Source organism: Rhizobium sp. RM (assembly GCF_013390595.1).
Taxonomy (GTDB): domain Bacteria; phylum Pseudomonadota; class Alphaproteobacteria; order Rhizobiales; family Rhizobiaceae; genus Agrobacterium.
This window is the reverse complement of the sequence record NZ_JACAWV010000003.1, coordinates 348,992-370,284: the sequence shown is the minus strand read 5'-3', so window position 1 is coordinate 370,284 and position 21,293 is coordinate 348,992. Positions and strand designations below refer to the sequence as shown.

Annotated in this window: 23 protein-coding genes and 1 riboswitch; of the genes, 14 read left to right on the top strand and 9 right to left on the bottom strand. The window is 56.9% G+C overall.

Annotation, left to right across the window (positions count from 1 at the left end):
• The first annotated feature begins 32 nt into the window (after positions 1 to 32).
• Positions 33 to 1,472 (top strand): efflux transporter outer membrane subunit, encoded by a 1,440-nt coding sequence (locus HWX89_RS03865; protein WP_138795382.1) that lies wholly within the window; start codon positions 33 to 35, stop codon positions 1,470 to 1,472.
• Positions 1,473 to 1,658: 186 nt separating this feature from the next.
• Here HWX89_RS03865 and efp read toward each other — a convergent pair whose 3' ends face one another.
• Complete coding sequence (efp, locus tag HWX89_RS03860) at positions 1,659 to 2,228, bottom strand: elongation factor P (RefSeq protein ID WP_138795381.1); 570 nt, start codon at positions 2,226 to 2,228, stop codon at positions 1,659 to 1,661.
• Between the two features lie 252 nt (positions 2,229 to 2,480).
• Between efp and epmA the strand changes: the two genes are divergently transcribed.
• The 3 genes from epmA to HWX89_RS03845 all read left to right on the top strand — a co-directional run bounded on the left by epmA (position 2,481) and on the right by HWX89_RS03845 (position 5,180).
• Positions 2,481 to 3,545 carry an EF-P lysine aminoacylase EpmA gene (epmA, locus tag HWX89_RS03855; RefSeq protein WP_138795380.1) on the top strand — a complete coding sequence of 355 codons (1,065 nt, stop codon included), beginning with the start codon at positions 2,481 to 2,483 and terminating at the stop codon, positions 3,543 to 3,545.
• Positions 3,542 to 4,606, top strand: coding sequence for a lysine-2,3-aminomutase-like protein (locus HWX89_RS03850; RefSeq protein WP_138795379.1), 1,065 nt, complete (start codon positions 3,542 to 3,544; stop codon positions 4,604 to 4,606). Before epmA ends, HWX89_RS03850 begins: the two co-directional genes overlap by 4 nt.
• 382 nt (positions 4,607 to 4,988) lie before the next feature.
• A complete protein-coding gene (locus HWX89_RS03845) occupies positions 4,989 to 5,180 on the top strand; it encodes a hypothetical protein (RefSeq protein ID WP_138795378.1) in 192 nt (63 codons plus the stop codon).
• Between the two features lie 101 nt (positions 5,181 to 5,281).
• Here the strand turns inward: HWX89_RS03845 and HWX89_RS03840 are convergent, their stop codons facing one another.
• Both HWX89_RS03840 and HWX89_RS03835 read right to left on the bottom strand, forming a co-directional pair.
• Complete coding sequence (locus HWX89_RS03840; RefSeq protein ID WP_138795377.1) at positions 5,282 to 5,518, bottom strand: Lrp/AsnC ligand binding domain-containing protein; 237 nt, start codon at positions 5,516 to 5,518, stop codon at positions 5,282 to 5,284.
• 149 nt (positions 5,519 to 5,667) lie between these two features.
• Positions 5,668 to 6,594 carry a LysR family transcriptional regulator gene (locus tag HWX89_RS03835; protein WP_138795376.1) on the bottom strand — a complete coding sequence of 309 codons (927 nt, stop codon included), beginning with the start codon at positions 6,592 to 6,594 and terminating at the stop codon, positions 5,668 to 5,670.
• Between the two features lie 130 nt (positions 6,595 to 6,724).
• Between HWX89_RS03835 and HWX89_RS03830 the strand changes: the two genes are divergently transcribed.
• The 7 genes from HWX89_RS03830 to modC all read left to right on the top strand — a co-directional run bounded on the left by HWX89_RS03830 (position 6,725) and on the right by modC (position 13,332).
• Positions 6,725 to 8,008 carry an NAD(P)/FAD-dependent oxidoreductase gene (locus HWX89_RS03830; protein ID WP_138795375.1) on the top strand — a complete coding sequence of 428 codons (1,284 nt, stop codon included), beginning with the start codon at positions 6,725 to 6,727 and terminating at the stop codon, positions 8,006 to 8,008.
• A gap of 369 nt (positions 8,009 to 8,377) precedes the next feature.
• Complete coding sequence (locus tag HWX89_RS03825; RefSeq protein ID WP_138795374.1) at positions 8,378 to 8,779, top strand: DUF350 domain-containing protein; 402 nt, start codon at positions 8,378 to 8,380, stop codon at positions 8,777 to 8,779.
• A 9-nt stretch (positions 8,780 to 8,788) separates the two neighbouring features.
• Positions 8,789 to 9,397: a DUF1190 domain-containing protein gene (locus HWX89_RS03820; protein ID WP_138795373.1), complete on the top strand. Its 609-nt coding sequence runs from the start codon at positions 8,789 to 8,791 to the stop codon at positions 9,395 to 9,397.
• Position 9,398: 1 nt separating this feature from the next.
• Positions 9,399 to 10,556, top strand: a complete 1,158-nt coding sequence (locus HWX89_RS03815; protein ID WP_138795372.1) for a glutathionylspermidine synthase family protein — start codon at positions 9,399 to 9,401, stop codon at positions 10,554 to 10,556.
• A gap of 147 nt (positions 10,557 to 10,703) precedes the next feature.
• Positions 10,704 to 11,495: a molybdate ABC transporter substrate-binding protein gene (gene modA, locus HWX89_RS03810; protein WP_138795371.1), complete on the top strand. Its 792-nt coding sequence runs from the start codon at positions 10,704 to 10,706 to the stop codon at positions 11,493 to 11,495.
• A 56-nt stretch (positions 11,496 to 11,551) separates the two neighbouring features.
• The gene (gene modB, locus HWX89_RS03805) at positions 11,552 to 12,259 is read left to right on the top strand and encodes a molybdate ABC transporter permease subunit (RefSeq protein WP_138795370.1); all 708 of its coding nucleotides are present in this window, start codon (positions 11,552 to 11,554) and stop codon (positions 12,257 to 12,259) included.
• Positions 12,256 to 13,332, top strand: a complete 1,077-nt coding sequence (modC, locus tag HWX89_RS03800) for a molybdenum ABC transporter ATP-binding protein (protein WP_138795369.1) — start codon at positions 12,256 to 12,258, stop codon at positions 13,330 to 13,332. The genes modB and modC overlap by 4 nt, the downstream gene beginning before the upstream one ends.
• Here the strand turns inward: modC and HWX89_RS03795 are convergent.
• The 6 genes from HWX89_RS03795 to thiC all read right to left on the bottom strand — a co-directional run bounded on the left by HWX89_RS03795 (position 13,301) and on the right by thiC (position 18,555).
• On the bottom strand, positions 13,301 to 13,702 hold the full coding sequence (locus HWX89_RS03795) for a winged helix-turn-helix domain-containing protein (protein ID WP_138795368.1): 402 nt from the start codon (positions 13,700 to 13,702) through the stop codon (positions 13,301 to 13,303). The two genes, modC and HWX89_RS03795, sit on opposite strands and share 32 nt — an antisense overlap.
• Complete coding sequence (locus HWX89_RS03790; RefSeq protein WP_138795367.1) at positions 13,699 to 14,697, bottom strand: P1 family peptidase; 999 nt, start codon at positions 14,695 to 14,697, stop codon at positions 13,699 to 13,701. The genes HWX89_RS03795 and HWX89_RS03790 overlap by 4 nt, the downstream gene beginning before the upstream one ends.
• 84 nt (positions 14,698 to 14,781) lie before the next feature.
• Positions 14,782 to 15,555, bottom strand: coding sequence for a thiazole synthase (locus tag HWX89_RS03785; protein WP_138795366.1), 774 nt, complete (start codon positions 15,553 to 15,555; stop codon positions 14,782 to 14,784).
• Between the two features lie 4 nt (positions 15,556 to 15,559).
• Positions 15,560 to 15,757 (bottom strand): sulfur carrier protein ThiS, encoded by a 198-nt coding sequence (gene thiS / locus HWX89_RS03780; RefSeq protein WP_138795365.1) that lies wholly within the window; start codon positions 15,755 to 15,757, stop codon positions 15,560 to 15,562.
• Positions 15,726 to 16,733 carry a glycine oxidase ThiO gene (thiO, locus tag HWX89_RS03775; protein WP_138795364.1) on the bottom strand — a complete coding sequence of 336 codons (1,008 nt, stop codon included), beginning with the start codon at positions 16,731 to 16,733 and terminating at the stop codon, positions 15,726 to 15,728. Before thiO ends, thiS begins: the two co-directional genes overlap by 32 nt.
• 1 nt (position 16,734) lies before the next feature.
• Positions 16,735 to 18,555, bottom strand: a complete 1,821-nt coding sequence (gene thiC / locus HWX89_RS03770) for a phosphomethylpyrimidine synthase ThiC (protein WP_138795363.1) — start codon at positions 18,553 to 18,555, stop codon at positions 16,735 to 16,737.
• 95 nt (positions 18,556 to 18,650) lie between these two features.
• Positions 18,651 to 18,761: riboswitch (TPP riboswitch) on the bottom strand.
• 181 nt (positions 18,762 to 18,942) lie between these two features.
• On the opposite strand from thiC, the gene HWX89_RS03765 reads away from it, so the two are divergent.
• From HWX89_RS03765 to HWX89_RS03755, 3 genes are read left to right on the top strand one after another with little or no spacing between them, the layout of a single operon-like run.
• Positions 18,943 to 19,194 carry an acyl carrier protein gene (locus tag HWX89_RS03765; RefSeq protein ID WP_138795362.1) on the top strand — a complete coding sequence of 84 codons (252 nt, stop codon included), beginning with the start codon at positions 18,943 to 18,945 and terminating at the stop codon, positions 19,192 to 19,194.
• Positions 19,194 to 20,375 carry an acyl-CoA dehydrogenase family protein gene (locus tag HWX89_RS03760; RefSeq protein ID WP_138795361.1) on the top strand — a complete coding sequence of 394 codons (1,182 nt, stop codon included), beginning with the start codon at positions 19,194 to 19,196 and terminating at the stop codon, positions 20,373 to 20,375. The genes HWX89_RS03765 and HWX89_RS03760 overlap by 1 nt, the downstream gene beginning before the upstream one ends.
• 4 nt (positions 20,376 to 20,379) lie before the next feature.
• Positions 20,380 to 21,288: an amino acid--[acyl-carrier-protein] ligase gene (locus HWX89_RS03755; protein WP_138795360.1), complete on the top strand. Its 909-nt coding sequence runs from the start codon at positions 20,380 to 20,382 to the stop codon at positions 21,286 to 21,288.
• Positions 21,289 to 21,293 lie beyond the last annotated feature (5 nt).

The following is a 21,293-nucleotide window of genomic DNA, read 5'->3' as shown; positions in this document are numbered from 1 at the left end:
CGGTAAGCCAACCGGAGAATTGGGAAAAATATATGCTGTCTATTCGTGCTACCATTCCCCTGACAATGCTTTTGCTGTCTGGCTGCGTTGTCGGACCAGATCACAAGACCCCGGAAATTCAGCTTCCCGGAAAATATGCAGAAGGTGGAAAAACCAGTAACGGTGACATCAGCAGTGTTGCCTGGTGGACGGCCTTCAACGATAGCCGCCTGAACGGCTATGTCTCGACCGGTCTTGCGCAGAACCTCACGGTCCTGCAGGCCCTCGAGCGCATCAATCAGGCTGAGGCCAACGTTGTCGCAGCCGGCGCCGGTTCGCTTCCAAGCCTCACGGCAAGTGGCCAGCACACCACAAGCCAGACCAAGGGCAGCTATCGCGACGTTCCCGTCACGAACGCCTCGTCCGGTGGCCTGAGCGTTTCCTGGCTGCTTGACCTGTTCGGTCAGTATCGTCGTGCCAAGGAAAGCGCCAATGCCTCGCTCGACGCGGCGTATTCCAACGTCGACACCCAGCGTCTGACGCTGATTTCCGCAGTGGCAGCCGCCTATATCGACGCTCGCTACTACCAGGAGCGTATCGCGATCGCCAAACAGAACCTCGGTTCTCGCCGCGAAACGCTCGACCTGACCAAGCTGCAGCTCGAAGCAGGTGCTGCATCGCGCCTCGACGTTGTGCAGTCCGAGGGCCTGGTGAATTCGACATTGTCGGAAATTCCGGGTCTTGAGACGAATTTCCGTCGCTCGGCTCACCGCATCGCCACCCTGCTCGGCATGCCGGCTTCGTCGCTTCTGACGGAGCTTCAGAAGGGTTCTCGCCAGCCAGTTGCCCGCAGCGTCCCGCGCACCGGCATTCCGGCAGATCTCATTCGCAATCGTCCGGACATCCGTGCGGCCGAACGCGAACTGGCCGCGGCCGTTGCGAGCATCGGTGTTGCCGAATCGCGACTTTATCCGAGCATCGAGCTCGGCGGCTCCATCACGCCAAGCTACAACTTCATCAGCGGCGGCAGCCGCGGATCGGCAAATAGCTGGTCGTTTGGTCCGAGCATCGTCCTGCCGATTCTGGATGGCGGCACCATCCGCGCCAACATCGATCTGACGAACTCGCAGGCTCGCGAACAGTATCTCGTCTGGAAGGCGACGGTTCTGAACGCTGTGGAAGAAGTTGAAAACGCGCTGGCCGCCATCAATCGCGATCAGCGGACTGCCGATGCGTTGCGCAAGACGGTTGCCTCCTATCAGGAAGCCCTGCAGCTCTCGACCGCGAGCTATCGTGACGGTGCGTCCTCGCTGCTCGACGTTCTCGATGCGCAGCGTCAGGTTTCCACCGCTCAGGCAAGCCTTGCTCAGGCCGTACAACAGACCGCCCAGGACTATGTTTCTCTGAGCGTCGCTCTCGGTGGCGGTTATGCCTATGGCCAGACCGCACCGAAGAAGGTCACGGAAACACAGACTGTCGCAAAGGGCATGTAACAAGCCTTTCGCAACAACAAAAAAGCCCGCGCTTTGCGCGGGTTTTTTTATGCCAACACATCCGTCAAATCAGGCAATAAAAAAGCACCGGTTTCCCGGTGCTTTTTGCATTTTCGGATCTGGATCGGCGCATCACCTCAAATAGCTGAAACGCTCCGAATGCGCCCGCGAGCACACATCCAGTGATCAGTTCTTGGCGCGCTCAACGTAGGAGTTGTCTTCCGTCGCGATCACAACACGAATACCGGCATCGATGTGCGGCGGAACCATGGTGCGAATACCGTTGGAGAGAATTGCCGGCTTGTAGGACGACGACGCGGTCTGGCCCTTGACGACCGGTTCGGTCTCAGAGATTTCCAGCGTGACATGGCGCGGCAGTTCTACAGAAAGCGGAACGCCTTCGTGGATGGAAAGAACGCAGGTCATGCCTTCCTGGAGGTAAGCCTTCTGGTCACCCATCGTATCAACATCGACAACGACCTGATCGTAGCTCTCAGGGTTCATGAAGTGGAAGCCTTCGCCGTCTTCATAAAGGAACTGGAAATTCAGGTCTTCAACAAACGCGCGCTCGACTTGTTCGGTGGTGCGCCAGCGCTCGGAAACCTTCACGCCATCGACGATGCGGCGCATGTCGACCTGCGTAACCGGGGTACCCTTGCCAGGGTGAAAGTTCTGGGCAGTGAGGACGACGTACAGCTTGCCGTCGACGTCGAGAACATTGCCCTTGCGGACGGATGAGGCGATAACCTTGACCATATGAGTTCCTTGTAACTCGATGAAATGCGTCGTAAAGGACTGCGCGGCTGCACCGACCCGGTAGACGTTTTGTCTTTTTTCTGGGGCGCAACTACCTTAAATCCGTGCGAATTGCCAGCCTTCTACAGCAATTCCGGGAAGAGTGCCTAGCGCTTTTCGGTCCAGAACTGCTTTAAATGGTATGATCGCACATGTAGCGGAGAAAAATCTCTGCAATGCCGCCGCCGCAACGACGGAAAAGAAGACAGGAAAATGGATTCAAGCAAACAGAAAGTATCGTCCTGGTGGAGGCCTGATGTTCATGCAGACCGTCGCGCTTTTCTGATCGGACGAAATGCGATCCAGTCTGCCTTCCGCGGTTATTTCGCCCGCAAGGATTTTCTCGAAGTCGATACTGCGACCCTGCAGATCTCGCCCGGAAACGAGGCTCATCTACACGCTTTCACGACACAGGGCATCACCACAAGTGGCGACAGGGCCGCACTTTACCTTCACACCTCGCCCGAATTCGCCTGCAAGAAATTGCTTGCAGCGGGTGAAAAACGCATCTCCTGTTTCGCCCATGTTTACAGAAACCGTGAGCGCGGCCCCCTGCATCATCCTGAATTTACGATGCTTGAATGGTACCGTTCCGGCGAGACATATGAAACGCTGATGAATGACAGTGCCGAACTTCTGGCACTTGCGGCCGAAACGGCGAAAACCAGAACCTTTAGCTATCGTGGCCGCAGCGTCGATCCGTTTCTGGCGCCTGAACGCTTGAGCGTCGCGGAAGCGTTTGAGCGATATGCGGGTATCGATCTTCTCGCAACGATCAGCCGGAATGGTGAAACCGACGCCAGGCACCTCGCCGCGAACCTCATCAACGCAGGCATCCGTGTTGCCGACGACGACACATGGGCGGACATGTTCAGCCGTGTCATCGTCGAACGGGTGGAGCCTGAACTCGGTTTCGGACGAGCCACCATTCTTGATGAGTATCCGACAAGTGAAGCCGCCCTCGCTCGAAAATCGCCGGCAGATGCACGTGTTGCAGAACGCTTCGAGCTTTATGCCTGCGGCGTGGAACTCGCTAATGCCTTTGGCGAATTGACCGACGCGACAGAACAACGGCGACGCTTTGAAGCTGAAATGCTAGAAAAGCAGCGCGTCTATGGAGAGATCTATCCGCTCGACGAGGATTTTCTTGCTGCGTTGGACATCATGCCGGCAGCAAGTGGAATAGCACTTGGTTTCGACCGGCTTGTCATGCTGGCAACCGGCGCGCCGCGCATCGATCTCGTTATGTGGGCACCCGTTGCGGAATATGGGCAATGACAGCAGCCGAAACCATCAAGACACCCGAAGCGCTGTTTGATGCAGGTCTGATAGACGCCAGTGCGCTTGATGGCCTGCGAGCAGTGGCACAACGTTATGCCGTGGCAATCACGCCCTCGATTGCCGCGTTGGTCGATCCGGCTGATCCGGCCGACCCGATTGCATTGCAGTTTGTTCCGACCGAAGCCGAGCTTCTACAGTTTCCAGAAGAACGTGACGACCCGATCGGCGACAAGCCGCATAGTCCCGTCCACGGCATCGTCCACCGATATCCGGACAGGGTGTTGCTGAAGGCCGTGCATGTCTGCCCCGTCTATTGTCGTTTCTGCTTCCGCCGTGAAACGGTCGGCCCGCAAGGAAGTGGTACGATGAGCCCGGACGAACTGGATGCAGCATTCGACTACATCAGATCTCGCCCGGAAATATGGGAAGTAATTCTGACGGGTGGCGATCCGCTCGTGCTATCGCCACGCAGACTTTGCGGTCTGATGCAGCGACTGCGCGACATTCCGCATGTCAAAATCGTCCGTTTCCATACGCGGGTGCCGGTTGTTGATCCGGCCCGTATTGACAGCGCACTGATCGATGCGCTGAAGGCGAGCGGCAAGACGACCTATGTTGCACTTCATGCAAACCATGCGCGTGAGCTCACAGATGTGGCAAGGGAAGCCTGCGCCCGTTTGGTGGATGCTGGAATTGTCATGATCAGCCAGACGGTATTGCTGCGGGGCATCAATGATGACCCAGCGGTTCTTGTGGACCTTATGCGTGCCTTCGTCGAAACCCGTATCAAACCTTATTACCTGCATCATCCGGATCTTGCGCCCGGCACCAGCCATTTCCGGCTGAGCATAGAAGACGGGCAGCGAATCGTTTCGGCGCTGCGCGGGCGAATCTCTGGTCTGTGCCAGCCGACCTATGTTCTCGATATTCCCGGCGGATATGGCAAAGCCGTTATCGGCGAGAATGCGGCGAAAAAAACACCAGAAGGTTGTTACTCAGTCTATGATTTCAACGGAAACGATCATATCTACCCACCCATGGACGGGAACGGCAATTAAAAAGCCAATCAAAAGCCCGCATTTCCGGGCTTTTGAAACCTGACGTTTTCAGAAACAAAAATTTCACATTTCCGCCCATCTCCTGTCATCATACAGAAAAATATTCTACCTATAACAATCGGTATTGATTTTAACGCCGATCCGGACTATCTGTCGTTTGAACTGGAGAACGAGTCTCCTGATATTCCGGGTCAACACCAACACAGGGAGTGTGTCATGTCGAAATATCCGCGCATCGTCGCAATCCTTGGTCTTGAATCCCGGGATGGTGGATTTAAATCCACATGTTCCCGCTGCTGTCGAATGTGACTTAACCGTCTCAATCATCTGAAAATTCAGTTCGACAACATGCTGTGAGATATAGCCACAGCGGGAGTGTATTATGCAGAAGCAAGTTATTGAATTCGCTGGCGAACCCGTCGGCATCGTTATTCCGGACAATGACCGGTTGAAGTTCATCGCAGTCAAGTTTCACGTCCATGATCTGGACGAACAGAAATTTGACAGCGCCGACGACGTACGCATTGCAATCCGCAATCTCGTGCGCGAGCGGAACTTCGCCGCTGTCGCTTGATGGAATGCATTTTCCGACAGTTTAAAAACCGATCAGAAAAACAAAAGCGCGCCCGATACTGATATCGACGGCGCGCTTTTTTGTTGTAACGCGTTTCGGCTTCAGAACGCAGTGAACGTCAAGGTGGTCAAAGACCGCACGATGCCGGGAATGTTGACGATGTTCTGGTTGATGAACTTGCCGATATCTTCTTCCGGCCCCAGATAGATTTTCAGCAGCAGATCATATTCGCCGCTCGTCGAATACAGTTCGGAAACGAGTTCGGTCTTGTAGATGGCGTCGGCGACATCGTAGGTCTTGCCGGGTTCACATTGAAGCTGAACAAAGATTGGCTTCACGGACGTCTCCCGTGGTTGGATTCGCAATAAATGGCTTTGCCCCGTGGGCATGCCGCACTATTGGCGCACCCGCATTCGTCTTGCAAGACCGTTCCGAGCCCGCCGTAAAAAAGTGTGCGACCATTTTGACCATGTTACGTAGAGCTACGTCAGCCGCGCGACGCGCCACGCAATTGAATATCGCCCTTTTTTGCCTGCCCGACGATCCAGTTCCTAAAACTTTCAAGCGGCAAATAACCTGCCCTGTCCGACATGCAGGCCAGATAATAGGCCTCTTCACTTTCAAGCGTTCCTGAAACTGCTTTGACCAGTTTGCCGGTTTGTATCTCATCTTCGATCATGAAGGAGGGAATGAGTGCCACTCCAACACCGAAAGACGCCGCCTCGGCAATCGTCGTAAACTGGTCAAACAGCATGCCATGCAGATTGTCGAAACCCACATCATGGCTTCGGAACCACTTTTCCCAGGCATCGGGACGGGTCGTCATGTGCAACAGCGGCACATTCAGCAAATGAGCCGGATCAGAAAGACCATGTCGTTCCTTGAAGTCAGGGCTACAGACCGGCACCACGCTTTCATGCATCAGGAAAACGAGTTCCGCTCCCGGCCAATGCGGCAGACCGAAATGAATGGCCGCATCGACGGTTTCGGTCCTGAAGTCGAACACAGACGAGCGCGTCAGGAGATTGACCGATATTCCCGGACAGGCCGCAATGAAATCGGGGAGGCGCGGTACTAGCCAGCGTGTCCCGAAACTCGGCAGAACTGCGAGATTGAGCGTGCCACCGTCGGGATTGGCGCGCAGATTGAGCGAGGCGGTGGAAATGCGGCGCAAAGCCTCGCGAATTTCGCGTGCATAACCCTCCCCCGCGCGGGTAAGCCGGATCGTCTGGCGTTCGCGTAAAAAAAGCGCCACGCCAAGCTGCTCCTCAAGCGCGAGAATTTGTCGACTGACCGCTCCTTGTGTCAGCCCCAATTCCCGGGCCGCCGCCGATACGCTGCCGATACGCGAGGCAGCCTCGAACGCCGCGAGAAGAGACAATGACGGCAAAAATCTACGCGGCGGAAGAACCATATTCCCTCACGGAATGAACTCTTGACGATATGTCGATATTCACCATGCGCGCCCGGCTGTAAAGTCTTCGGAACAAGGGCTTATCACTCATATATAATCAGCATGGATAGGCCCAAAAAATGGTGGAACGATGTACAACAACCCCCGCTCTCATGGCCTTTGGGAAAAGACCGCGCCCCAGCCCCCTGCGACCTCTTCATTGACGGACACGGTCCATGCCGACGTCGTCATCGTTGGAGGCGGTTTCACCGGCCAGTCAGCAGCACTTCATCTGGCGGAAAGAGGTGTGAACGTCGTTCTTCTCGAAGCAAAACAGATCGGCTTCGGGGGCGCTGGCCGCAATGTCGGCCTGATCAATGGCGGCATGTGGGTCATGCCTCAGGAACTGCCGGGGGTTCTGGGCCCGGTCTATGGTGAGCGCCTTCTCAACCTGCTGGGCGATGCGCCGCTCACCGTCCGAAACCTGATCGAAAAACACGACATCGCCTGCGAGATGGAAAAAAACGGCACCCTGCATTGCGCGGTCGGCGAAAAGGGGCTGGCGGAAATCCAGGCCCGATGTGAACAGTGGGCAGCGCGCGGCGCACCGGTCCGGGTTCTCGACGCCGACGAGACAGCAAAGCGTATCGGCAGCCCGGCCTACTCCGGTGCGCTTCTCGATACCCGCGCAGGCACACTGCAACCGCTTGCCTATGTCCGCGGCCTTGCAAAGGCTGCCGCGAAGGCCGGGGCAAGTATCTTCACCGAAAGCCCTGTCATCGCTACGGAACGTGACGGAAACCGATGGGTCGTCAAGACACCGCAGGGCGCTGTCTCATCCGACTGGATCATCGTCGCAACCGAGGCTTACAGCACGGGACCTTGGAAAATCGTGCGGGAAGAGCAGGTTTACCTTCCCTACTTCAACCTTGCCACTCGGCCACTGAGCGACAACCTGCAAAAAAGCGTCCTGCCAAACCGCGAAGGGTGCTGGGATACCAAGGAAATCCTGTCGTCTTTCCGGATGGACAAGGCCGGCAGATTGGTGTTCGGCAGCGTTGGCGCCTTGCGTGGAACGGGTACTGCCATCCACAGGAGCTGGGCAAGACGATCGCTGAAACGGCTCTTTCCGCAGCTTGCCGACATCGAGTTCGAATGCGAATGGTATGGCCAGATCGGTATGACGGACAACGCACTGCCGCGCTTCCACAAATTTGCAGACAAGGTCGTGGGCTTCTCCGGCTATAACGGCAGAGGCATCGCACCAGGCACGATTTTCGGCCGTACGATTGCCGACCACGTCCTGGGTGACCTCTCCGAAGATGACCTGCCCTTGCCCGTGACCGATCCTCAAGCCCAGCCATTTCGTGCGCTGAAGGAAAGCTACTACGAAGCAGGCGCGCAACTTGCCCATTTTGCCGGCGAGCGCTTCTAAAAATCGTCACACACAATAAAGCCACCTGACCATTGGGCGTCTCCATTGCCAAAGATAGCAGCTCTGCGTATTGATTTCAGGGTTGAGTTGAGCAGGAGAATCTTCTCAACCTGACCTTGCCTTGGCGGATATGGAGCCACAAGTCGAACTTGGCGCGTTCTGGTGGAGCAAACGGCGGGACCACAGGCCGAATGGAACATCCGGAGTGGTCATTTAAATTGAAGATATTGAGACTATGCATCTGATCGATCAGAGGCAAAATCATGGTCAGAGATGCAGCCGACACGACATCGATTTGTTGATCGTGTGGCCCTGGTGCCTGCCATCTGCATGGTACTGACGGTATTATATGTATTGGGGGACTTTTAAGTGATTGATTACGTTGCGGGCCTGCCCGCATTTTTGGGATATTTCTTCATCGGACTTGCCGCATACGCTGCTTTCGCTGCCATATACACCCGACTGACCCCTCATCGGGAGGCGGAGCTTATCCACGAGGGAAACCTTGCAGCCGTTATAGCTTTTCTCGGCGCACTGATCGGTTTCAGCCTGCCGCTTGCATCTGCGGCAGCCCATTCTGTCAGCATCGTCGACTACGTCATCTGGGCCGTAATTGGCATCGCCGCCCAAGTGCTCGCTTTCTACATTGCCAATTTCACGATGAAGAACCTCCATGACAAGATCACAAGCGGCGATATCGCAGCCGGATTGTGGGGTGGCGGTGTGGCGCTCGCGATCGGCATCCTCAATGCCGCCTGCATGACGTATTGAGGAGAGAAAATGCGCAGACGTTTGAGCGGGCACAGACGCCCAATCCTCATTTTCGGCTCCTTCGCCGCATACGCTTTGTTTCTTCACAACTGTACCAAGACCCCGCCCTACAACGTCATGTTCACCTCCGTGGATGAGTGCGTTTCCTCTGGCATGGATACGCAGGTCTGCCAGACCGCCTATCAAGATGCCATGCAGACGCATCTCACAAACGCTCCGCGTTTCGATGGCATGGCGGCCTGCGAGGATGAGTACGGAAAATTTCAGTGCACGGAACAACGAGGGCTAAAGTCGAGCGGGACGAGCGGCGGCTCCTTTACGCCGTTCATGACCGGATATTTTCTGTCTTCAACGATCAAAAACATCGCTGACTATAACAACTACCGTCGAGAGGAAAACGAAGAGGAAAGCAGCTCTTCCGGCGGCGCAGGTATCAGCGCCTCCCAACCGGTCTATCGCAACCGCACTGGCCAGACGGTAACACCGATGATGACGGCAAGCGGCGCGCACAGCGATACTGAAATCACAACAACGCGCGCCACCCAGATGGTCAATGTAAAAACCCAGAGCGTTTCGCGTGAAGGTTTCGGCGGCCGTTCCTTTAGCAGCAGCGGTTGATATGAAACGCATAGGCATTACGGCCCGACCCGACTGGCGCGAGAAAGCGCGCGCCGTCGGCTTTGGCTTTCATGAAATGTACGGCGAACCCTATTGGGTCGACGACACCGCTTACGTCTTTTCGTTTGACGAAATCGAGACAGAAATCGAGGCCCCGAGCCAGGAACTGCACGATATGTGCATGGACATGGTCGGCGACATCGTCACCAGTGAAGAGATGCTCGACAGGCTGGCCATACCACACGACATGCGCGACGTGGTCCTGCGATCCTGGCAACGCGGAGATCGCCATCTCTATGGACGGTTCGATCTGGCGTATGACGGATCGGGGCCGGTCAAACTGCTCGAATACAATGCGGACACGCCGACATCCATATTCGAGGCAGCCTATTTCCAGTATGATTGGCTGACAGATCAAATCTTGAGCGGCCAACTGCCGGACAGTGCGGATCAATACAATCTTCTGCAGGAAAGCCTGATCGAGGCTTTTGCGCAGTTCTCCAGGGAACCGATTTTCCATTTCGCTGCCGCGACCCGAAATGAAGAGGATCGCGGCACGACGGTGTACCTGATGGATTGCGCCCTGCAGGCAGGTCATCGCGTCGAGCTTATCGACATCAACGACATCGGGATCGACGCGAAAGGGCGATATACCGATCTTCAAGATCGGGTAATCGATCGCTGTTTCAAACTTTATCCTTGGGAACATATGCTGCGCGAGCCCTACGCCCGCCAATTGGCAAAATCCGGCGACGTGTTCATCGAACCGGCCTGGAAATCGGTTCTCTCCAACAAGGGGCTACTGCCGCTTTTATGGCAACGGCATCCCAATCATCCCAACCTGTTGCCGAGCTTCTTTGCCGACACCCCGGCAGCAACAGGCCTGATGGATTACGTGCGCAAACCGCTTCTTTCCCGTGAGGGAGAAAACGTCACCATTGTTCGCGAAGGACACGACGTGATCGAAGCTCCTGGCGAATATGGCGAAGAGGGCTTTATCATACAGGCCTATTCGCCACTTTTCGAAAGCGAGGCGGGCTACGCCGTGCTCGGAAGTTGGGTGATCGGCGACCGCGCTTGTGGTCTGGGCGTCCGTGAGGATCAATCACGAATTACCGCCAACTTGTCCCGCTTCGTACCGCACGTCATCATCGACTGATTTGATCAAAAGCGGCCATTTTCCATCCTGATCCCGCAAAGACGTCTCGACGTTTTCCCAAGATCGATATGTTCTTGAAAATATAATGATGGCGATGTACGGCTAGCGTTATATTCACGAAAATATCTCGATACCGGGGGAATGATTATGAAGCTTCTGCGCCGCACTTTTTTCAGATCCGTTGCTGCCGCCACATCCATGGTGCTGGCCGTGTCATTTGGCGCCCTACCGGCCAACGCCGCCGAAAAGGTGACTGTTTTTGCAGCCGCGAGCATGAAGAATGCTCTTGATGCCATCAATGGCGAATGGGCCACGGAGAGCGGCAACGAGGCCACGGTTTCTTATGCGGCAAGCTCTGCACTTGCCAAACAGATCGAAGCCGGCGCGCCTGCCGATATCTTCATTTCCGCCGATCTCGCATGGATGGATTACGTTGCAGACAAGAAGCTGATCGACACCGCGACCCGCTCCAATCTTCTTGGCAACCGGATCGTTCTCGTCGCTCCTGCCGACAAGGCCAAACCCGTTGAGATCAGCCAGGGCTTTGATCTTGCCGGCCTGGTTGGCGATGGCCGATTGGCGATGGGCGCCGTGGATTCCGTTCCGGCTGGAAAATATGGCAAGGCTGCACTGGAAAAGCTTGGCGTGTGGGCGTCAGTCGAGAAGAAAGTCGCGGGCGCTGAAAGCGTGCGCGCCGCACTGCTTCTCGTTTCGCGCGGCGAAGCACCTTATGGCATCGTCTACCAGACAGATGCTGCCGCCGACCCGGGCGTGAAGATTGTCGGCACCTTCCCTGAAGACAGCCATCCGGCAATCATCTATCCGGTTGCTGTACTTACGGAAGCCAAGTCCCCGGCGGCCAAATCCTATCTCGAATTCCTGAACTCGGAAAAAGCCAAGCCATTCTTTGAACAGCAAGGCTTTACGGTTTTGAAGTAAGGTGATCGCCGTGGCTTCCGAACAACGGCAGCCACGGCTTTTCACGACGACAGGATATGCATTTGGACTGGTGGACGCTCAGCCCTGAAGAATGGACTGCAATCAAGCTCAGCCTGCGGGTGTCCCTGGTCGCAATGTTCGCAAGCCTGCCACTGGGAATTCTCGTGGCGCTTGCCTTGGCGCGTGGTCGCTTCTGGGGAAAATCCATCCTCAACGGCATCGTACACCTGCCACTCATTCTCCCGCCCGTAGTCACGGGCTTTCTCCTCCTCGTGCTGTTTGGCCGAAGAGGCATGATCGGCCAGTTTCTCGATACCTATTTCGGCATTGTCTTCTCATTTCGATGGACAGGCGCCGCACTCGCCTGCGCGGTCATGGGATTTCCATTGCTGGTCCGCTCCATCCGTCTTTCGCTTGAAGCGGTAGACGGCAAGCTGGAAGAAGCAGCGGCGACGCTCGGTGCCAGTCCCTTGCGCGTCTTTCTCACCGTTACATTGCCTCTGATTTTACCAGGCATCATTGCCGGCATGATCCTGGCCTTTGCCAAGGCAATGGGCGAATTTGGTGCGACAATCACCTTCGTCTCGAACATTCCAGGGGAAACCCAGACACTCTCAGCCGCCATCTACACCTTCACCCAGGTTCCCGGCGGCGATTCCGGCGCGCTTCGCCTCACCATCGTCTCCGTCATCATTTCCATGCTGGCGCTGCTCGGTTCGGAATTTCTGGCGCGGATCATCGGCAAAAAGGTGAGCATGGAATGACGCTCTCGGTTAAAGTTCGCCACCGCCTTGGTTCTTTTGCGCTGGACGCGTCCTTTGAATCGCAGAGCGGGGTCACGGCTTTGTTTGGGCGCTCCGGCTCCGGAAAAACGTCGATGATCCGAATTATCGCGGGTCTTTTACGGCCGGAGAACGGGCAGGTTTCGCTTGATGGCGAGGTTTTGGCAGACAGTGACAAGAAGCTGTTCGTGCCCGTCCACAAACGTCGTTTCGGCTATGTTTTTCAGGAAGCACGCCTTTTTCCGCATCTCAGCGTGGCTCAGAACCTCAATTACGGGAAATGGTTCACGTCCGCCAAACTGACGAGGGCTGACGACCGCCGCATCATTGATATGCTCGGTATCGACCACCTGTTGCAGCGGCATCCCAACAAACTGTCCGGGGGCGAAAAACAACGCGTTGCGATCGGACGCGCGCTCATGTCATCACCGCGACTGCTGTTGATGGATGAGCCGCTGGCGTCTCTCGATGAGGCGCGCAAGGCCGAGATAATTCCCTATCTGGAACGGCTGCGTGACGAGATGAACATTCCGATTGTCTATGTCAGCCATTCGATCCAGGAAGTCGCACGCCTGGCCGACAACATCGTAGTCATGAAAGACGGCAGGATCGAAACGCAGGGCAAAGCGGCCGATGTTCTTGCCCGACCCGCTCTTAGTGTTCATCTTGAGAGGCGCGAGACCGGCAGCATTGTTTCCGGCCATCTGGACAGCTTCGATGCACACCATAACCTTGCTGCCGTGCGCCTCTCGAATGTCGTCCTGCAGGTTCCAGCCAAGTCTGGAACGGCTGGAGCAGCGGTGCGTGTCCTGATCCCCGCTCGCGATGTCATGCTGGCAACAGTAAGACCGGAAGGCTTGAGTGCTCTTAACATTCTTGAGGGAACGATTGCCGATATCACGGCCTCCGGCGACGGGATGGTTACGGTTCAGGTTGACTGCGGCGGCAACCTCATCCAATCGCGCATCACCGATCTGTCGCGTGAGCGTATGCAGCTTGAACCGGGCAAAGCCATCCACGCGATCATAAAATCGGCGGCTCTTGATCCCTATTGATCGCATCGCCCGCTTCAAGATTGCGATTGGCCTCCAGCCAGTCGAGATCGGCGCGTAAGGCATCGTTCATGCGCAGTTCCATGGCGCGATACCGCTCCAGGACTTCAACACCAAATGGGGTCAGGGACGCGCCGCCCCCCTGCTTGCCGCCGCGCTGCGATTCGATCACAGGCTGCCGGAACATGTGGTTCAGAGCATCCACCAGCAGCCATGTCCGTCGGTAGGACATGTCCATTGCCCGCCCGGCAGCGGAAATCGACCCCGTGTCGGCAATAAGCTCCATCAGCTCGATCCTGCCATGACCGAGGCGATCGCCAGGTGGAAAATCGATCCGAAGAACCGGCTTCAACGGTAAAGATGCGTTGCTCATTGCCCTGTGCTCCGGTGAACATCGCGAAATGCCTTTTGGGCACCGGCAACCGGCAGAGCCGTCGCTTCATAGACGCCACGCGCCACGGCGCGTGCCATGGTGATTGTCGCAAGGTGGCAGAGTTCTGCGAAGTGAACACCGGCCTGAAGTGTTTTTTCACCCGTTGCGGCAGAAAACATCGTGTCGCCATCGCTTGGCAGATGAGCTGGCAAAACGGCACGGGCAAGGCCATCATGCGCCATGATCGACAAACGATGTGCCTGTGCTTTTGTCAGCGCGGCATCGGTCACCACAGCGCCAATGGTTGTTGCCGTAAGGTTCACACCCTTCAAACGAAGCGCAGTATCGTGCGTCGCGAATTGCGAAGGATACCCAAAAGCCCCAAACTCGCCGTCCGCTTCAAACGGCGCGGACCAGAAATGGCGCCCCTCCCCGACAGTTGCAGAACCAAGTGCATTGACCGCAACAATCGCCGCAATCTTGTAGCCGCCGGAACTCATGGCACTGGCCGAACCAAGACCGCCTTTGAAGGTAGCAGTCGTTGCCCCCGTCCCGGCACCGACTGTGCCAAGATCAAACGGTCCTGTGGCAGCCGCCTTGAAGGCAGCATAACCCATGTCGCGGTAAGGAGAATTGAGGCCCCAATCCTTGTTCCCGCCATTCAATAGATCCATCAGGATCGCCTGCGGTACGATCGGCACCCGCGTGGTGCCTACCTGCAAGCCACGACCAATCTCGCGCAAACCGGCCTGAACGCCACCTGCCGCATCCAGCCCGAATGCTGAACCGCCGGAAAGCACGAGAGCATCCACCGTCTCGACCGTCATGGACGGGTCCAGCAAGGCTGTGTCCCTGCCGCCGGGCGCGCCTCCCAGCACGCTGCCAGAGGCAACAGCCGGTCGATCGAACACGATGGCGGTCACACCCGAGCCAAGTTGAAGGTCGGTGACGTTTCCGACTGAAACACCATCGATATCGGTGAGAAGATTATGCATAGCGGCGTTGTTCCCTCTTTTATGCCGGTATCCCGCCACGACTGAAGAGTGTCAACGTAAAACCAGCCTTCCGGAAAACGACGATCAGGAAAACACTGCCGTACCGATGATCGGCGTTGAGGGCACGGCCATGTCCCTTGGCTCAAGTAGCCCGGCTTGAAACGCATCACGCCCGGCAGCGATCGCACGGGCAAATGCCTGCGCCATGATGACCGGATGAGCTGCACCCGCAACCGCTGTATTGAGCAGGACCGCGTCATAGCCCAGTTCCATCACTGTAACCGCGTGGGATGGGCGACCAATCCCGGCATCGACGATCAGCGGTATGTCAGGGAAATGCGCCCGCATCGATTTGAGTGCCGTCACATTGAGGGGTCCCATGGCACTTCCGATGGGCGCGCACCAGGGCATCAGCACCTTGCAGCCGGCATCCAGCAGTTTTTCCGCCACGACTAGATCGTCGGTGGTATAGGGAAAAACCTCGAAACCCTCGTCGCAGAGAATTTTCGCGGCCTCGACCAGGGCAAAGACATCTGGCTGCAAGGTATCGTGATTGCCGATGACCTCGAGCTTGATCCAGTTCGTCGCGAACACCTCGCGCGCCATTTTCGCAGTCAAAACCGCTTCCTTGGCGGTATGGCAACCCGCCGTATTGGGCAGGATGTGGCAACTAAGGTCACGCAGCAGTTCAAAAAACTGCCCACCCTTCTTGCCGCCCGCCGTTTCCCGGCGCAATGAAACTGTCAGGATTTCCGTGCCACTTGCCCGGATAGCCTCTTCAAGAATGGCGGGCGATGGATAGCGGGCCGTACCAAGCAGCAGACGGGAAGAGATTTCGCGACCGTAAAACGTTAACATTCCGTCAGCCCCCCTGCATCGGCGAGAGAATTTCGATACGGTCGCGATCCTTCAACCTGCACGCGGCACGCTCGTCCGAATGGATGAGGTCGCCATTGACCGCCGTCGCCAGCCATTCGCCTTCATATTCAAGATCGGCAAGCAGAGCTGCCAATGTGTCTGCGGCGAAATCAAGTTCCTCGCCATTCACCAGAAGTTTCATGTTGTTTGTCCTTTGCAGATAGATCACTGAAGACGATACGCGCAGCTTCGCGCGCCATCGCTGGCGACAAAAGAAAGCCGTGCCGGTGCGCACCGTTGACGAGAATGGTCCTGCCGCTTTCGCTGATCTTCGGCAGATTATCGGGAAATGCAGGGCGGATACCGGTGCCTGTTTCGAGTATCTCCGCTTCGGCGAAAGCCGGATGGATGGTGTAGGCAGCATTGAGGAATTCCATCATCGAGCGGGCCGAGATCGGTCCGGTATGCTCAGATTCAATCATCGTTGCCCCGACCATGAAGCGCCCGCCTTCACGCGGCACAATGTAAAGCGGGATACGCGGATGCAGCAGGCGGACAGGGCGGGCCAGCGAAACATCCTGTGTGGCGAGATAAAGCATTTCGCCACGAACACCGCGAAGCCGGGGAAGCCGACCGACTCCCGCATGGCCGACACAATCGACCACACGGTCGAACGTATTTTCCTCCAGCTGGCCCATGCCCAGATGGAAGGCGACACCCATGTCCTGAAGGCGCGCATGAAGAGCTTTCAGCGCAAGGCGCGGATCGAGATGGCCTTCTTGCGGAAAATACAGCCCGAAACGGAAACGCCCCGAAAGATCGGGCTCGAGAGCTGCAATCCCATCCTCATCCAGCCATCTGTAACCACTGGTTCTGGAGGCAAAACGCGAAAGCTCGGCGCGATCGCGCGCCGGTGCAACGACAAGCGTGCCGTTGCGAAAAACGAGGCCGGGGGTGGCCCGTTCCCACCAGTCCAGTGCGGACTGACCAAGCGTTAGTACAGCCTCTTCTGCACTCTCGCGTTCACACCAGGGGGCCAGCATTCCGCCCGCATACCAGGAAGCACCGCGAAACGGTTCGGCAGCGGTATCAGAAACCTCGACCGAAGCACCCGCCAAAGCCAGTTCGAACGCCGCGGTTAAACCCGCGACGCCCGTTCCCTTGATGAGGATACGCATGCTAAGCGCCAGTCGAAGGATCGACAGGCAGATAGAGCTCCCCACCCTCCTGGAACCTGGCCGCCATTGCTTCCAGTCCTTCCTTCTGCGCCTCGGCGCGGATGTCATGCGAAATCCGCATGGAGCAGAATTTGGGACCACACATCGAGCAGAAATGCGCGACCTTGTGCGCCTCCTTCGGCAGCGTTTCATCATGGAAGGAGCGCGCCGTGTCGGGATCGAGCGAAAGGTTGAACTGATCTTCCCAACGAAACTCGAAACGGGCGCGCGACAACGCGTCGTCACGCACCTGTGCAGCCGGGTGTCCCTTGGCGAGATCGGCTGCGTGGGCGGCGATCTTGTAGGTAATGACACCCACCTTGACGTCATTGCGATCAGGCAGACCGAGATGTTCTTTCGGCGTCACATAACAAAGCATTGCCGTGCCGAACCAGCCGATCATCGCGGCGCCGATACCGGACGTAATGTGGTCATAACCCGGAGCAATATCCGTCGTCAGCGGCCCGAGTGTGTAGAACGGTGCCTCGCCGCAGACTTCAAGCTGCTTGTCCATGTTCTCCTTGATCTTGTGCATTGGCACATGACCAGGGCCTTCGATCATCACCTGGCAATCCTTGGCCCAGGCGATCTTGGTCAACTCACCCAGCGTTTCCAGCTCGGCAAATTGCGCCGCATCATTGGCATCGGCAATTGAACCCGGACGCAGACCGTCGCCGAGCGAGAAAGAAACATCATAGGCGCGGCAGATGTCGCAGATTTCCTCGAAATGTTCGTAGAGGAAACTCTCCTTGTGATGATGCAGACACCACTTGGCCATGATCGAACCGCCACGCGATACGATACCGGTAACGCGGTTGACGGTGAGCGGAATGTAATGCAGCCGGACGCCGGCATGGATTGTGAAATAGTCTACGCCCTGCTCCGCCTGCTCGATCAGCGTATCGCGGAAAACCTCCCAGGTCAGGTCTTCGGCAATGCCGTTCACCTTTTCCAGCGCCTGATAGAGCGGCACAGTGCCAATCGGCACCGGCGAATTGCGGATGATCCACTCTCTGATATTGTGAATGTTGCGACCCGTTGAAAGATCCATAACGGTGTCGGCGCCCCAACGGATCGCCCAGACCATTTTCTCGACCTCTTCCGCCATTGAGGACGTAACGGCCGAATTGCCGATATTGGCGTTGATCTTCACCAGGAAATTGCGGCCGATGATCATCGGCTCCAGTTCAGGATGATTGATGTTGGCGGGGATGATCGCCCTGCCCGCCGCCACCTCCTGACGAACGAATTCCGCACTGACATGATCGGGAACATGCGCGCCGAAACTCTCGCCGTCGCGCACAAGCTTTTCCCTGGCCGCCTCACGTCCAAGGTTTTCCCGGATGGCGATGAACTCCATTTCCGGCGTGATGATACCGGCCCGAGCATAGGCAAGCTGGGTGACGGCTTTGCCGTCTTTGGCCCTGAGCGGTTGATAGCGTAACGGAAATTCAGGCGTCAGGCGGGTGCCAGTCGCAAAACCGTTGTCCTCGGGTTTGACGTGACGTCCGTCGTAAGCCTCCACATCACCTCCGGCGAGCGTCCAGTCGCGACGCTGGCGTGGAAGGCCACGCTCAATGGCGGCACCGTAGGAAGGGTCGGTGTAGAGGCCGGAGGAATCATAGACTGTTACGGGCGGTTCGCCCGCTGTCGGATGGACCGCGATCTCGCGCATCGGCACGCGAATTTCTGGATGCAGGACACCTTGCCTGTAGACTTTCGTGGAGGCAGGCAACGGCCCGGTGGTGACGACGGGTGGGGTACTCTTGGCAACGATATTCATCTTGAGGCTCCAAAGTTTGACAGTGGAGACCCAGTTCGAGCCGGAATGATGGAAAATACCGCAAGGTGCTGCATGAACGTCAAGCGTCAGCAAACCCTTTGGTCTTTGCACCGTCCCTACGCCAGTATGAACTGGATCAGGTTCAACGGGTCACTGCGCATAACAGCAGAATCTCAGCCCCTTGCGGGACACCCCTGGTGAATGACCGAAAGAAAATGCACATCCCTGCTTTTGTCAAGGAGCGATATCGACACTTGGCAGCACCAACCGTTTGTCGCATGCTGCTGTTAGTTGCAGTTAACCTAACGGTTTAGTTGAATGTTATCGTTTGGAATGTAACCATAACATTCAAAGCGTCTAATATGACTTCATGGGAGACACGTCCAAATGAACGCGACTATTCGTGAAATACTGGCAAAGTTCGGCCAGCTTCCCACCCCTGTCGAAACGATCGCCGATGAGGCTGATCTTTACGCGGCGGGGCTTTCGTCTTTTGCGTCGGTACAATTGATGCTCGGCATCGAAGAGGCATTCGATATCGAGTTCCCCGACAATCTTCTCAACCGCAAATCCTTTGCGAGCATCAAGGCGATCGAAGAAACGGTCAAGCTCATCCTCGACGGAAAAGAGGCCGCCTGATGAACGTCACCGTGGCGCCGATAGATGAAGCTCTGTCCGCGCGTGCGGGCAAAGTCGCGGCGATTGCCGCAAAACATGCCGATGATGTCGATGCTGCCGGCCGGTTTCCCCATGAGGCCGTCGCAGCACTGCGGCACGAACGGCTGCTGGGAATTCAAATTCCTGAAAACCTTGGCGGCGAAGCTGCCTCCCTGCAGGCGATCGCTGATATCTGCGTCCGCCTGGGACAGGCATGCTCGGCCACGGCGATGATTTTCGCCATGCATCATATCAAACTGTCGAGCCTCGTTGAGCACGGCGAACAAAGCGACTGGCACGCGGCTTTCATGCGCCGTGTTGCGGGCGAACAGCTCCTGCTCGGATCGGCGACGACGGAAGGCGGCATCGGCGGTAATCTCCGCAACTCCATCTGCGCAATCGATATCCAGGGCGATATCTGCCAGCTGGAAAAGGACGCCACCGTCATTTCCTACGGTAGCGACGCCGACGCCATTTTGATCACCTCGCGCTCGCATTCTGACGCCGCTCCCACCGATCAGGTGATGACGGTTTTCCTGAAAGACCAGTATACGCTCGAGAAGACCCACGTATGGGACACGCTCGGCATGCGCGGCACCTGCTCCGACGGCTTCCTGTTTCGCGGCAAGGCGCCGGCCACCCAGATTTTTCCGAAACCCTTTGCCGAGATCGCTGCACAATCGATGCTTGCAACATCGCATCTGCTGTGGAGCGCGGTCTGGTACGGTATCGCTTCTGACGCTGTCTTGAGAGCGCAATCTTTCGTACGCGCTGCGGCACGCAAATCGCCAGGCACCGCACCACCAGGCGCCATCCGCCTTGCCGAAGTCTCGACCAAGCTGCAGGTGGTGAAATCCAACATCATCGCTGGCATCAAAGCCTACAATGACACCAAGAGCGATCCGGAAAAGCTCATGTCCATGGCCTTCGCCGTGGCCATGAACAATGTGAAGATCTGCTCTTCGGAATCCATTCTCGAAATCATCGACCACGCCATGCTGATCTGCGGCATCATGGGCTACAAGAACGGTACGCCCTACAGCCTCGGCCGGCATCTGCGCGATGCGCATTCCGCGCGCCTGATGATTTCCAACGACCGCATACTCGGCAATTCCGCCAACCTCCTGCTCGTTCACAAGCAGGACACCAGCCTCTTGGGATAAGACCATGGACATGCAGACATCGTTTGTTGATCGACTGTTTGAAGAGGGCCTGCTGATCGAGACGGGCGTGGATGGTCTTTATGGCCGCAGCGGTCAGTTCGAAGACGTCATCGCCGCGTTCGAGCGCCTGATTGATCGGACCGGTGGTCCGGATGGTGCAGAAGCGATCCGCTTCCCGCCGGGCATCAACCGCGCCTATTTCGAAAAAAGCGGCTACATGAAGAGCTTTCCGCAGCTTGCAGGCACGGTTCACTCCTTCTGCGGTTGCGAACTGGACCATGTCAGCCTGCTGAAGACGATGGATGAAGGTGGCGACTGGACGAAAGACCAGAAGGCCACCGATATCGTTCTGACACCGGCCGCGTGCTACCCGCTTTACCCGACGATTGCCAAGCGCGGCAACCTGCCATCCGGCGGTGGTCTCTACGATATCCAGTCCTATTGCTTCCGCCATGAGCCGTCCAAGGACCCGGCCCGGCAACAGCTTTTCCGCATGCGCGAATACGTTCGCATGGGCACCGAAACGGATGTCACGGAGTTCCGTCAGATCTGGATGGATCGTGGTGTCGCGATGATGGCTGCCGTTGGCCTCGACGTAACGATTGACGTGGCAAACGATCCGTTCTTCGGCCGCGCCGGCAAGATGCTTGCCAACAATCAGCGCGACCAGAACCTGAAGTTTGAGCTGCTGATCCCGGTGACATCCACTACCAATCCGACAGCCTGCATGAGCTTCAACTACCATCAGGATGCCTTCGGCCAGAAGTGGGGTCTGAACCTCGACAGCGGCGACGTTGCGCATACGGCGTGTGTTGGCTTCGGCCTCGAGCGCATTGCGCTTGCACTGTTTGCACATCACGGTCTCGACGTGAAAAAATGGCCTGAAAAGGTCGTGAAGACGCTCTGGGGCTGACCCGC